Origin of the sequence: Micromonospora sp. NPDC048835 (genome assembly GCF_040649995.1) — a bacterium.
Taxonomy (GTDB): domain Bacteria; phylum Actinomycetota; class Actinomycetes; order Mycobacteriales; family Micromonosporaceae; genus Micromonospora.
Genome location: NZ_JBEZGM010000036.1, coordinates 36,663 through 49,488 on the forward strand (window position 1 = coordinate 36,663; position 12,826 = coordinate 49,488).

General features: G+C 72.7%; 11 protein-coding genes. 8 read left to right on the forward strand and 3 right to left on the reverse strand.

All coding sequences use genetic code 11. From position 1 onward, the window contains the following. Positions 1-8: 8 nt before the first annotated feature. Complete coding sequence (typA, locus tag AB0C15_RS29020; protein ID WP_357357230.1) at positions 9-1,877, reverse strand: translational GTPase TypA; 1,869 nt, start codon at positions 1,875-1,877, stop codon at positions 9-11. 133 nt (positions 1,878-2,010) lie between these two features. Here typA and AB0C15_RS29025 point away from each other — a divergent pair, with 133 nt between their 5' ends. Further along, positions 2,011-3,429, forward strand: a complete 1,419-nt coding sequence (locus tag AB0C15_RS29025) for a DedA family protein (RefSeq protein ID WP_357357232.1) — start codon at positions 2,011-2,013, stop codon at positions 3,427-3,429. On the opposite strand, the gene AB0C15_RS29030 is transcribed toward AB0C15_RS29025, so the two are convergent. Continuing rightward, entirely contained in the window at positions 3,426-5,549 is a 2,124-nt protein-coding gene (locus tag AB0C15_RS29030; protein ID WP_357357235.1) for an efflux RND transporter permease subunit, read from the reverse strand. The genes AB0C15_RS29025 and AB0C15_RS29030 overlap by 4 nt on opposite strands. A gap of 123 nt (positions 5,550-5,672) precedes the next feature. Here AB0C15_RS29030 and AB0C15_RS29035 point away from each other — a divergent pair, with 123 nt between their 5' ends. The 5 genes from AB0C15_RS29035 to AB0C15_RS29055 all read left to right on the forward strand — a co-directional run bounded on the left by AB0C15_RS29035 (position 5,673) and on the right by AB0C15_RS29055 (position 10,860). Beyond that, positions 5,673-6,188, forward strand: a complete 516-nt coding sequence (locus AB0C15_RS29035) for a MarR family transcriptional regulator (RefSeq protein WP_357357237.1) — start codon at positions 5,673-5,675, stop codon at positions 6,186-6,188. 3 nt (positions 6,189-6,191) lie between these two features. Further along, positions 6,192-7,865: a CocE/NonD family hydrolase gene (locus AB0C15_RS29040; protein WP_357357239.1), complete on the forward strand. Its 1,674-nt coding sequence runs from the start codon at positions 6,192-6,194 to the stop codon at positions 7,863-7,865. A gap of 157 nt (positions 7,866-8,022) precedes the next feature. Then, positions 8,023-8,898, forward strand: coding sequence for a hypothetical protein (locus tag AB0C15_RS29045; protein ID WP_357357241.1), 876 nt, complete (start codon positions 8,023-8,025; stop codon positions 8,896-8,898). Positions 8,899-9,004: 106 nt separating this feature from the next. Beyond that, positions 9,005-9,580, forward strand: coding sequence for a helix-turn-helix domain-containing protein (locus tag AB0C15_RS29050; RefSeq protein ID WP_357357243.1), 576 nt, complete (start codon positions 9,005-9,007; stop codon positions 9,578-9,580). Beyond that, the gene (locus AB0C15_RS29055; RefSeq protein ID WP_357357245.1) at positions 9,577-10,860 is read left to right on the forward strand and encodes an MFS transporter; all 1,284 of its coding nucleotides are present in this window, start codon (positions 9,577-9,579) and stop codon (positions 10,858-10,860) included. The genes AB0C15_RS29050 and AB0C15_RS29055 overlap by 4 nt, the downstream gene beginning before the upstream one ends. 48 nt (positions 10,861-10,908) lie before the next feature. Here AB0C15_RS29055 and AB0C15_RS29060 read toward each other — a convergent pair whose 3' ends face one another. Next, positions 10,909-11,112 carry a cold-shock protein gene (locus tag AB0C15_RS29060; protein WP_007462771.1) on the reverse strand — a complete coding sequence of 68 codons (204 nt, stop codon included), beginning with the start codon at positions 11,110-11,112 and terminating at the stop codon, positions 10,909-10,911. Between the two features lie 181 nt (positions 11,113-11,293). Between AB0C15_RS29060 and AB0C15_RS29065 the strand changes: the two genes are divergently transcribed. Then, entirely contained in the window at positions 11,294-11,989 is a 696-nt protein-coding gene (locus AB0C15_RS29065; RefSeq protein WP_357357252.1) for a 50S ribosomal protein L11 methyltransferase, read from the forward strand. A gap of 102 nt (positions 11,990-12,091) precedes the next feature. Beyond that, the gene (locus tag AB0C15_RS29070) at positions 12,092-12,700 is read left to right on the forward strand and encodes a VTT domain-containing protein (RefSeq protein WP_357357247.1); all 609 of its coding nucleotides are present in this window, start codon (positions 12,092-12,094) and stop codon (positions 12,698-12,700) included. Positions 12,701-12,826 lie beyond the last annotated feature (126 nt).

Here is a 12,826-nt window from a genome sequence, read left to right on the forward strand (position 1 = left end):
CTGGTGGGTCAGCCGGCGTGCTTGCGGCGGGCGGCGGCGCGGCCCCGTAGCTGCTGGTCGAGGACCACCTTGCGGATGCGCACCGCGGTCGGGGTGACCTCGACGCACTCGTCCTCGCGGCAGAACTCCAGGGCCTGCTCCAGCGAGAGCTTGCGCGGCGGGATCAGCTTCTCGGTCTCGTCGGAGGTCGACGCCCGCATGTTGGTGAGCTTCTTCTCCTTGGTGATGTTGACGTCCATGTCGTCGGAGCGAGAGTTCTCCCCGACGATCATGCCCTCGTACACCTCGGTGGTGGGGTCGACGAAGAGCTGGCCGCGCTCCTGCAGGTTGATCATCGCGAAGGCGGTGACCGCGCCGGAGCGGTCGGCGACCAGCGAACCGTTGTTGCGGGTGCGCAGCTCACCGAACCACGGCTCGTACGACTCGAAGACGTGGTGCAGGATGCCGGTGCCCCGGGTGTCGGTGAGGAACTCGGTGCGGAAGCCGATCAGGCCACGCGCCGGCACCAGCCACTCCATCCGGATCCAGCCGGTGCCGTGGTTGACCAGCTGCTCCATCCGGCCCTTGCGGGTGGCGAGGAGCTGGGTGATGGCACCCAGGTACTCCTCCGGGGCGTCGATGGTCAGCCGCTCGACCGGCTCGCAGGTCTTGCCGTCGATCTCCTTGGTGACGACCTGCGGCTTGCCGACGGTCAGCTCGTAGCTCTCCCGCCGCATCTGCTCGACCAGGATGGCAAGCGCCAGCTCGCCGCGGCCCTGCACCTCCCAGGCGTCCGGACGCTCGGTGGGCAGGACGCGAAGCGACACGTTGCCGATCAGCTCCTTGTCGAGCCGGTCCTTGACCATCCGCGCGGTGACCTTGGAGCCCTTGACCCGGCCGACGAGCGGCGAGGTGTTGGTGCCGATGGTCATCGAGATGGCCGGCTCGTCGACGGTGATCAGCGGCAGCGCCACCGGGTTCTCGACGTCGGCAAGGGTCTCACCGATCATGATCTCCGGGATGCCGGCGACGGCGATGATGTCGCCCGGGCCGGCGGTCTCGGCCGGCTTGCGCTCCAGGCCCTCGGTCATCAGCATCTCGGAGATGCGGACCCGCTGGGTGCTGCCGTCGGTGCGGCACCAGGCCACCGTCTGACCCTTGCTGATGGTGCCCTGACGGACCCGGCACAGCGCGAGGCGGCCGAGGAACGGCGAGGCGTCCAGGTTGGTGACGTGCGCCTGCAGCGGTGCGGCGTCCTCGTACGCGGGCGCCGGGATGGTGTCCAGCAGGGTGCGGAACAGCGGCTCCAGGGAGGTGCTGTCGTCCGGCACCGAACCGTCGGCGGGCTGGGTCAGCGAGGCGATGCCGTCGCGCGCGCAGGCGTAGACGATCGGGAAGTCGATCTGCTCCTCGTCGGCGTCCAGGTCGAGGAAGAGCTCGTAGGTGTCGTCCACGACCTCCTTGATCCGGGCGTCCGGACGGTCCACCTTGTTGATCACCAGGATGATCGGCATCCGGGCCCGCAGCGCCTTGCGCAGCACGAAGCGGGTCTGCGGCAGTGGGCCCTCGCTGGCGTCGACGAGCAGGACCACACCGTCGACCATGGTCAGGCCGCGCTCGACCTCGCCGCCGAAGTCGGCGTGGCCGGGGGTGTCGATGATGTTGATGGTGACCGGGTCGGAGCCGTCCGCCGGCAGGTAGCGCACACCGGTGTTCTTGGCCAGGATCGTGATGCCCTTTTCCCGCTCCAGGTCACCGGAGTCCATCACCCGCTCGGTGTTCTCGCCGCGTGCGCCGTACGCGCCGGCCTGCCGCAACATGGCGTCGACCAGGGTGGTCTTGCCGTGGTCGACGTGAGCGATGATGGCGACGTTGCGGAGGTCGGTGCGAAGCTGCATACCCTCTATCCTTCCGCCTGCGCTCGCGCAGGCTGCGTCGGGGTCACCCCCAGGTGCCCCTGATCTATGGTGAAACCGCTGTGCCGGTGGTTCCCCCGGCTGGCATGCTGGCTCCCGTGTCCCGGGGGCCTGAGTGCACGACCTGCTGACCTGGGTGCAGGGTCTGCCCACCGTGTGGATCTACCTGGTCGCCGCGCTGATCGTGGCGGGCGAGACCGCGGTGATCTTCGGCCTGCTCGTGCCGGGTGAGGCTACCCTGCTGCTCGTCGGCTTCCTCACCTACAACGGTACCTTGCGGCTCGGGCCGGCGTTGCTCGCGATGATCGTCGCGGCGGTCCTCGGCGATGGGCTGGCCTTTCGCGCCGGGCGGCGGTACGGCCCTCGGCTGCGCGCCGGGCTGGGTCACCGGGTCGGGCCGCAGCGGTGGGCCCGTGCCGACGCCATGCTCGCCCGACTGGGTGGTCGGGGCGTCTTCGCTGCCCGGTGGGTGGCTTTCGCCCGCACCCTGGTGCCCCGGCTGGCCGGTGCGGCCGGCATGCCGTACCGGCGTTTCGTCCTGTGGAACCTGGCCGGGGTGGTGACCTGGGTGGGCGGCTCGGTGCTGCTCGGTCACCTCGCCGGTGAGTCGTACGACACGGTCTCCCGGCTGCTCGGCCGCGCCACCGGGGTGGCGTTCCTGCTGCTGGCCGGTCTGGTGGGTGTGGTGCTCGCCGGTCGGTGGCTGGGTCGTAATCCCGACCCGGTGCGGGCGCTGCTGTCCCGGGCCGGCGCGCTGCCCCCGGTGCGGTGGCTCACCGCCCGCTACGGGGTGCTGTTCTTCCTGGTGGCCATGCGGATCGGCCCCGCCTGGACGCTGCTGCTCAATTTGGCCGCTGGTCTGCTGCTGCTCTTCGCCGCCGGGCTCGCCATCGCCGGTCTGCTCGCGGTGGCGGTGCGCAACAGTGGGCTGGCCGCGTTGGACGGCGCCATCGCGGGGTGGTTCGCCGCGCGGCGTACCCCGGGCGCCGCCGACGCCACGTTCGTCGTGGTGTCGGTGGTCCGCGGGTCGGTGCTGATCGTGTTGGTGGCGCTGGTGGCGGCGGTGCTGGCGTGGCGTAACCGGCCCTGGCGGGCGGACCTGCTCAGCGTGGTCGGGACCGTGGGCGCGTTCGTGCCGCTCGTGGTGCTGGCCGTGGTGGCCGAGCTGACCGGCCCGGACGGGACCGCTCCTGGCGGCGCGGAGGTGGGCCCGCTCTCGACCCAGAACGCCCTGGTCGCGGCGAGCTTCTGCACCCTGGCCTGGCTGGTGTCGCGCAGCTCCCACTGGCCGGTGGCGGTGGCCGTCTGGACCGCCGCCGCGGCGGGGGTGCTCGGAATCGGTGGCGCGCGGCTCTACCTCGGGTCGGACACGGCGAGTGGGACCGCCGCGGGGGTGCTGCTCGGGGTGCTCTGGACGGTGGTGTTCATGGTCGCCTGGGCGACCCGGGACCGGGCGGTGGGGGACCGTCAACCGCCGGTGGACCAGGCCGGGCGGCCGTCGCCGACGGACCGCCGCCCGGTCGAACCCGGCTAGGGAGCGGCCACCGGCTCCGGTGCCGCCGCGGTGGTCTCCGCCGGGTCGCGTGCGATGCGGCCGGGCCACCAGAAGCGGTCGCCGAGCAGGAACGCCAGCGCCGGCACCAGGACCGTGCGGACCAGCAGGGTGTCGAGCAGGACACCGATGCAGACGATGATGCCGATCTGGGTCAGGGTGATCAGCGGTAGCACGCCGAGCACGGCGAAGACCGCGGCGAGCAGCACCCCGGCACTGGTGATCACGCCGCCGGTGACCCGCAGGGCGGAGAGCATCCCGGCGCGGGTGCCGGCGCTGCGGGCGTCCTCTCGGGCGCGGGTGACCAGGAAGATGTTGTAGTCCACCCCGAGCGCCACCAGGAACACGAAGGCGAGCAGCAGCACACCGCTGTCCAGGGCGGGGAAGCCCAGCACGTGGTCGAAGAGCAGCCAGGCCGCCCCGAGGCTGGCGAAGAACGACGCGATCACGGTGAGCACCAGCAGCAGCGGCGCGAGCAGGCCGCGCAGCAGGAGCACCAGCACGGCGCCGACAAGCAGCAGGATGATCGGCAGGATGAGTCGTAGGTCACGGTCGTTTGCCTCGTCGGAGTCGTAGGTGGCGGCCACGGAGCCACCGACGATCGCCCCGGCCGGGGCGTCGGCGCCGGTGACGGCCGGCGGCGCGGAGTCTCCGACGGCGGCCACCGCCGCGCGCAGCGCCTCGATCGCCCGGTCCGAGGCGGTGGTGCCGGGTTCGGCGTCGAGGACCACGTCGACCTGGGCGACGGCTGCGCCGGCGTCGCCGGGGCGCGCCGAGGCGACACCGGGCACCGCGGTGGCGGCGTCGGTGACCGCCCGCACCGCCGCCGGGTTGGTGAGCACGGCGACGGGTTGGGTGCTGCCGGCCGGGAAGGCCCTCGCCAGGGTCTGTGCCCCGGTCACCGCCTCGGGCTCGGCCCGGAACTGTTCGGTCTCGGACAGGCCGGTACGGATACCGAGCCCACCCAGGGCCAGGCCGGCGAGCAGCACTGTGGCGAGCGTGGCGACCACCACCGGGCGGCGCTGCACGGTGGCGCCGAGCCGACCCCAGAGCCGACCCTCGCGGACCGGGCCGCCGACCCGGGGTACGAACGGCCAGAACAGGCCGCGACCGAAGAGCACCAGCACCGCGGGGAGGACGAACAGGGCCGAGAGCATGGCGAAGAGCACGCCTGTGGCGCACGCCACCGCGAGTGCCCGGTTGGTCTCCTGCTCGCTGAGCAGCAGGGTGAGGACGCCGAGCACGACGGTGCCGCCGCTGGCGAGGATGGGCTCGGCGGTGCGGCGCAGCGCGGCGCGCATCGCCGCGAACCGGTCCTCCTCGCGGCGCAACTCCTCCCGGTAGCGGGCGATGAGCAGCAGCGCGTAGTCGGTGGCGGCGCCGAAGACCAGCACGCTGGCGATGCCGGTGACCTGGCCCTGCTGGAGGTTGATGCCGACGCCCGGCACGATGACGTCCACCGCGCGCAGGGTGAGCTGCTCGGTCGCGGCGACCACGGCCAGCGGCACGATCCACAGGAACGGGCTGCGGTAGGTGATCAGCAGGAGCAGCGCGACCACGGCGGCGGTCACCGCGAGCAGGGTGACGTCGGCGCCGTCGAACACCGAGGAGAGGTCGGTGGTGAAGGCCGGGGCGCCTGTCACCTCGGCGGTCAGCCCGTCGGGCAGGTCCGCCAGGGCGGTGCGCAGCTGGGTCACCGTGTCGACGACGACCTCCTGCCCACCTGCGGTGTCCAGTGGAACGGCGACGAGGGCGACCGCGCCGTCCGGGGAGACCTGGGCGGGGCTGACCTGCCCGCCCACCGCGAAGCGGCGCAGACCGTCGGCGCGGGCGCCGACGGTGCCCCGGTCGGCCTCGGTCAGCGCGCTGCCGTCGCCGCGGCTGATCACCACGATGGCCGGTTGCACGTCGCTTGAGGGCAGTTGGTCCTGCAGACGCTGCACCTGGGTCGACTGCCACTGCACGGACAGGCCGGTGGCGGAGACCGGCGCCGGATTGTCCGGCTGGGGAGTCGCGAAGACGGCCGCGCCGACGACGATCGCGGCGGCCACGGTGAGCCAGGCGGCCAGCCGGCCACGGGCGACTCTGGTGAACACGGACATCAGGCGACCTCTGGGTCTTTTGAAGAGCGAGTATCTTGATAGGCGAGATTATCGGTGGCTGTTCTATGCTGCAACCCGGGGGAACGACGACGGGAAGAGCGGCGCGAGGTGGCGACTCACGGCATGTACCGACGGCGCGACACGCGCCGCGAGCAGCTGGTCGCGGAGATCACCAACAACCTCCGGCGGTACGCGGTGGACGCCCAGCAGGTCGGCCACGCCTTCGCCAACCTGCACGGCCTCAACCCGACCGACCTACAGGCGTTGATCGCGGTGATGGACGCCGAGCTGCTCGGTGACCCGATCACCCCCGGCCGCCTCGGCGCGCAACTGACCCTCTCCTCCGGCTCGGTCACGGCCCTGATCGACCGGCTGGAACGGGCCGGGCACATCCGCCGCGACCGGGACACCATCGACCGCCGCAAGGTGCTGCTGCACTACGCCGACCAGGGCGCCGCCCTGGCCATGGAGTTCTTCCAGCCGCTGGGCGCCCGGACCGACACGGTGATGGACCGCTTCGACGAGGACGAGCTGGAGGTGGTGCACCGGTTCATGGCGCAGATGAGCGAGTCGCTGCGCGGGCACCGGGACGCGGTGCGCGCCGCCCGCCCGGAGCCACCCCGCCGCCCGGCGGGCTGACCGGTGCGGCTCGTCACCCGCCTCGCCAGCGCCGCGTTGCGCCTGCCCCCGACCCGACCCGGCCCGGTACGGGTCACCCGTGACCTCCCGGTCCGGGTCCGCGACGGTGCGGTGCTGCGCACCGACCACTACGCCCCGAGCGTCGGCGACGCGCCGACGGTGCTGATCCGCACCCCGTACGGGCGGGGTGGACCGCTGCGGCTGCTCGGTCGGCTGCTCGCCGCCCGGGGTCGACACGCGGTGATCCAGTCGTGCCGGGGCACCGGCGGCTCCGGTGGGACGTTCGCCCCGCTGGTGCACGAGCGCGACGACGGCGTGGACACCCTGGACTGGCTGCGCCGCCAACCCTGGTGGTCCGGGCGACTCGGCATGTTCGGGGTCAGCTACCAGGGCTTCGCGCAGTGGGCGCTGGCCGCCGACGCCGACGAGGAGCTGTGCGCGATGGTCGCCGTGGTGACCGCCTCGGCCACCCGGGACTCGACGTACGCGGGGGAGTCCTTCGCCCTGGACACCGTCCTGACCTGGGCGGAGCTGCTGCACGCGCAGACCGTGCCGTGGCTGGCCCGGCAGCGCGAGCTCAAACGCGGGCAGCCCCGGCTCGCCGCCGCCCTGGACCACCTGCCGCTGACCGAGGCGGACCGGGTGGCCACCGGCGTGACCATCCCGTTCTTCCAGGAGTGGCTGCGCCACCACACCCCGCAGGCCGCGTACTGGCGGACCCGGGTCTTCGGCGACCTGGTCGCGGCGGTGCGCGCCCCGGTGGTCATGGTCACCGGCTGGCACGACATCTTCCTGCCCGCCCAGCTCGACGACCACGCCGTGCTGCGTGCCGCCGGCACACCGGGGCGCCTGGTGATCGGCCCGTGGACGCACGGCAGCCCCGGCCTGTTCGTGGCCGCGCTGCGCGAGGGGTTGGCGTGGCTCGACGAGCACCTGCCGTCGGCCCCCGCACCGCGCGGACGACCGCGGTCCGGCGTCCCGCCCGTCCGGCTGTACGTCAGCGGTGCCGGCGGTGGCTGGCGGGACCTGCCGGACTGGCCGCCGCCGGCGGTCGAGACCGCATGGCACCTGCAACCCGGCGGCGAGTTGGCGACGCGTCCGCCGGTCGCGTCGACATTCGACGAACTCCGCTACGACCCCACCGACCCCACCCCGTCGCTGGGCGGGCCACTGCTCGTCGCCAAGCGGGCCGGCCGGTTCGACAACCGGCACGTCGAGGCCCGCCCCGACGTGCTGACCTACACCAGCGCCCCCCTTGCCGCGCCGGTCGAGGTGATCGGCCCGGTCCGCGCCGAGATCCACGTCCGCAGCGACCTGCCGTACCTGGACGTCTTCGTTCGTCTGTGCGACGTGGACCGCCGGGGTCGTTCGTGGAACGTGTGCGACGGTCTGGTGCGGGTCACGCCCGAGCGCTTCCCGGCCGACCCGTCCGGGGTGCTGCGGGTCCCGGTGCCGCTCTGGCCGACGGCGTACCGCTTCGCCGCCGGGCACCGACTGCGGGTGCAGGTCTCCGGTGGCGCCCACCCACGGTGGGCCCGCAACCCCGGCACCGGCGAACCCCTCGGTACGGCGGTGACGCTGCGTGCCGGTTGGCGACAGGTTCTGCACGGCCCGGCGTACCCCTCGGCGCTGCTCCTGCCGATCGTCCACTCTGCCCCGCCGCAGTCTCCAATCTGAACAGACCCCTGCTGAGCTGGGCATTTGCCGAAAAGGCCGGCTATGGTGGAGTCAACGCCCGGCGCCGTGCACCAGTAGACCGGGCTCGTCCGAAGCCCAGCTCCGCGTACGCGGTGTGACGCCGTGCCCGGTCCCCACCTCTCGAAAGGGGGACCCCATGACCCGGGCCCCGGCTAACCTTCTGGCCGTCCGAAGCCTGCTCCTCACCCACCTCGACAACGCTCCCGGGCCGGACGACCTGGACCCGGGCGAGGTCGGCATCGTCGGCGACCCGGCCCATCGGGGCGGCTACCACTGCGGGTCGGACCGGGTGGTCGCCAACGACTACTCGGTGGTCGAGTCGCCTCGCGACCGGGCCGGGCTGACCCTCGACGCGGCGGGGCTGGACGTCGGCCAGTTCGACGTCCGCTCGGGTGGCCGGGCGAACACCCTGGCCAGCTTCTCGGTCTGGTGCGTCGCGCAGTGCGTCGCCAACGCGGCCGACACCCGGGACATCCGGGAGATCATCTACAGCCCGGACGGCTCCACGGTGAAGCGGTGGGACCGCCTCGGCAAGCGCACCACAGGCGACAGCTCGCACCGCTGGCACACCCACTTCAGCTTCTTCCGTGACTCCATCAAGGCGGGTCGCGACCAGCGGCCCCTGTTCCGCCGATACCTCAGCTCCATCGGACTCCTGGAGGACGACGACATGACCCCCGAAGAGCACAACTGGCTGGCCACCGTCCACAAGAACCTCACCGTGCTGGACGGCCGCAACCCGATCGGGCAGATCTACACCCGGATGGCCATGGGCGAGGACGCCACGGTTCCGAACTACAAACCGGCCCACCCGACCCTGAAGTCGCTGGCCGTGCAGGTGGGCGCGGTGCAGGCCGCGCTGACGGAGTTGTCCAACCGGGACTTCACCGACGAGGAGGCGATCGTCCAGGGCGTGTTGGCCGGGCTGACGCCGGAGGAGATCGCCGCCGCGATCCCACCCACGATCGCCAAGCAGGTCGCCGACGAGTTGGCCCGCCGGCTCGTCGCCTGAGCGAGGGGCGGCCCGTAGCCGCCGGGTCGCCCCTCTCGACGCATCCGCAACGACTCTTGGGCAACAAATATTGCGCAAGAGCTGTTGCGGATGCGATGCTGTGCGCGTGGACAGCTCCGACGTACGACAGATCACCGACTCCCGAGTGCTGGCAGCCATGTCCCACCCGCTGCGCCGCCGACTGATGGACGTGTTCAAGGTGCACGGGCCCTCCACCGTCGGCCTGCTCGCCGAACGCACCGACCAGGCCCCGGCAAACGTCAGCCACCACCTCAAGGTCCTCGCCGCCGCGGACCTGGTCACCGAGGCCCCCGAGTTGGCCCGGGACCGGCGCGAGCGGTGGTGGCGCCTGGTCACCCGGGGGCTGAGCTGGTCCAACGCCGACTTCGACGCCGACCCGGCCTCCCGGGCGGTCGCCTACGCCGCCACCTCGCTCAACCTGGACCGGCACGTCGCCCTGGCCCGGGCCTGGCACGCCGCCGACGAGAGCACCCAGGCGAGCTGGCACGACGCGGCGTTCTCCACCGACCACTGGCTGCGGCTCACACCGCAGGAGCTGGCCGAGCTGAGCCGCGAGGTGATCGAGGTCCTCAGCCGCTGGGCCGACCGGGACCTGCCCGACGACGACGCGGAGCGTCGGCCGGTCTTCGTGTTCGTCCACGGCGTACCGGCCCGGCCGTGACCACCGTCACCCGCGCCGACCCCACCGCCGACGTGCGGCCGGCCGGTGGGCTGCTGCGACACCGCGACTTCCGGCTGCTCTGGGCCGGCCAGACGGTCAGCAGTGTCGGCAGCAACATCACCACGGTCGCGCTGCCCCTGGTCGCGGTCGCCGTCCTCGACGCCGGCACCTTCCAGGTGGCGGTCCTCACCGCCGCGGCCTGGCTGCCCTGGTTGCTGATCGGCCTGCCGGCCGGCGCGTGGGTCGACAGGTTGCCCCGCCGCCCGGTGATGGTGGTCTGCGACCTGCTCTGCGCGGTGGCCTTCCTCAGCGTGCCGCTGGCGGCCCTGCTGGGCCGGCTCACCGTCACGCAGTTACTTGTGGTCGCCGTCACCGCCGGCGCGGCGCGGGTGTTCTTCGAAACCGCCGACCAGGTCTACCTGCCGGTGCTGCTGCGACCCGGGCAACTGCCGGAGGGCAACGCCAAGCTCCAGGCGACCCAGACCGTGAGCTACGTCGTCGGACCCGGCCTCGCCGGCCTGATCGCCCAGCTCACCGGCGCTGTCGCCGCACTACTTGTGGACGCGCTCACGTTCCTCGCCTCGGCGGCCCTGCTGCTGCGGATCCGCACCCGGGAGCCACGCGTACGCCGGGCGGAGCGATCCGGGTCCCTGCGTCAGGACATCGCCGAAGGGCTGCGCTTCGTCATCCGGGACCCGTACCTGCGGGTGCTGACGGCCTTCGGCGCGGCAAGCAACCTCGGGCTGAGCGGCTACCAGGCCGTCCTGGTGGTCTATCTGGTCCGTGAGGTGCGTCTCGAACCGGGCCTGGTCGGCGCGCTGGTCGGAGTGATGAGCCTCGGCGGGGTCATCGGGGCGCTTCTGGCCACCAGGGTGGGCTGGCGCTGCGGCACGGCGCGGGCCCTGCTGATCGGGGCGGCGCTCGCCGGCCCGCCGGCCCTGCTCATCCCGCTGGCCGCGCCCGGCATCGGGCTGGCCTGGCCGGCGCTGGGCGGCCTGCTGGTCAGCCTGGGCGTCGCCATCGGCAACGTGGTCAAAGGCGCCTTCCGGCAGACCTACACACCGCACCACCTGCTGGGCCGGGTGACGGTGAGCATGCATCTGCTCAACTACGGCACCATCCCCTTGGCGGCGGTGCTGGCGGGGGTGATCGGCGCGCGCTACGGCACCGGAGCAGCAGTCGTCGCGATGACCGCCTGGCAGGCGCTCACCCCGTTGATTCTGCTGCTGGGGCCAATCCGAAGGCGGCGGGACATGCCCGCCGCCCCGGTGGCGTCTTGAGTGCGCTGCGACGGCGGCCGGTGTCCGGCCGCCGTCACCGGCACGGAGCTACATCGGGCGGACGTTGTCCGCCTGCGGACCCTTCTGCCCCTGGGTCACCTCGAACTCGACCTTCTGGCCCTCGTTGAGCTCCCGGTAGCCGCTCGAAGCGATGGCGGAGTAGTGGACGAACACGTCCGGCCCTCCACCGTCCTGCTCGATGAAGCCGAAGCCCTTTTCCGAGTTGAACCACTTAACCGTGCCGGTTGCCATGCATCTCTCCCTGTTCAAAGCGGCTGACCATCGGCCTGTGGCCGATGATCGCCCGTACCTGTTCGACAGTAACGGGCAAAACCCGGATCCGCTGGCCGAAGTGCCGTAGGTCTTCGGGGGAACTCGGGTGAACTCTGCGCGGCGGCATGCGAAACCCGCCCCGACCAACCACCGCTGGGGCATGCTTGCGCCGATGAGGGATGCCGCAGCCGACGCGCTGACCGAGCTGGGGCGGGAGGTCGACGCGCCCGGCGGCGGCCTGGACCGGCTCCGGTTGATGCCCACCCCGTTCGTCCCCGAGGTACGGCTGCACCTGGCCGAGGACGCGATCGTCTGGTGGGCCCGGATGGAGGCCGCCGCCGGCCACACGCTGCCCGCGCCGTACTGGGCGTCCGCCTGGGCGGGCGGGCAGGCCCTGGCCCGCCACCTCCTGGACCACCCGGAGCTGGCCGCCGATCGTCGGGTGCTCGACCTCGCCACCGGATCCGGACTGGTGGCCATCGCCGCCGCGCTCGCCGGCGCCGCGGAGGTGACCGCCAACGACATCGACCCGTACGCCGTCGCCGCCGTCACCCTCAACGCGCGGGCCAACCGCGTCGCCGTCGACGTCACCGGAGACGACCTGCTGGACGGCACCGACGCGAAGGTCGACCTGGTGCTCGCCGGGGACGTCTTCTACGACCGCGCGATGGCCGACCGGGTGCTGCCCTTCCTACAGCGCGCCGCCGCGGCCGGCGCCGACGTGCTCGTCGGCGACCCCGGCCGCAGACACCTGCCGGCGGACCGCCTCATCGTGCTGGCCGAGTACCCGGTGCCGACCACCGAACCATCTGTCGACTCGTCGCTGCGCCACGTGCAGGTGCTGCGCCCCGCCTGAGGCGGGAACCCCGACTCAGGGGCCACCCCGAGACGGATACCAGGGGTCACTGGGGGTCACGACCCGATGTCCGAAGTGGCGCCGTCGCCATAGCGTCGACGCATGACGCAATGGCTGACCCAGATCGGCGAACTACCGGTCCTGCTGCTGATGGGTGCGCTCGGGCTCGTCATGCTCTTCGACGCCGTACCCCTGCTGGGTGTCCTCATCCCCGGTGACGTCGCGATCCTCGCCGCCGTCGGGGTCGGCCGGCCCGCCACCGGGCTGGCCACCTTCACCGCGGTGCTTGTCGGCTGTCTGGCCGGCTGGTCGCTGAGCTTCCTGATCGGCCGCCGCTACGCCGACCGACTGCGTCGCAGCCGCATCGGCGGCTGGATCGGCGAGGCGCGGTGGGCCGCGGCCGAAGGGATCCTGCACCGCGGCGGCGGCCGGATGATGGTCGTCGCGCCGTTCCTGCCCGTCTTCAACGCGTTGCTGCCACTGGCCGCCGGCGGGCTGCGCATGTCGTACCGCCGATTTCTCGGCTGCGCGGCGATCGGCGCGGCCGCCTGGGCCGGTCTCTACCTCGCCCTGGGCACGGCGTCCCGTTCGGTGGCCGGGCTGCTGCCGGGCAACCCCAGCCCGCTGCTGGTCACGATGGGGGTGGGGCTGGTGCTGGCTTCCGTCGCGTTGCTGGGGGCACGGCGGCGGTTGTTCTCCGTCGTCGGCTGAGTGTCGTTCGTTGCCGAGGGCGCGGGGGCGCGGGGGCGCGGACCGGGGGGCCGGGGTCGGGTTGCGGTGGTGGGGCGGGGGCCCGCCGCGCCCGGCTCCGGGCGGTCAGGCTTGATCCCTGCGCCG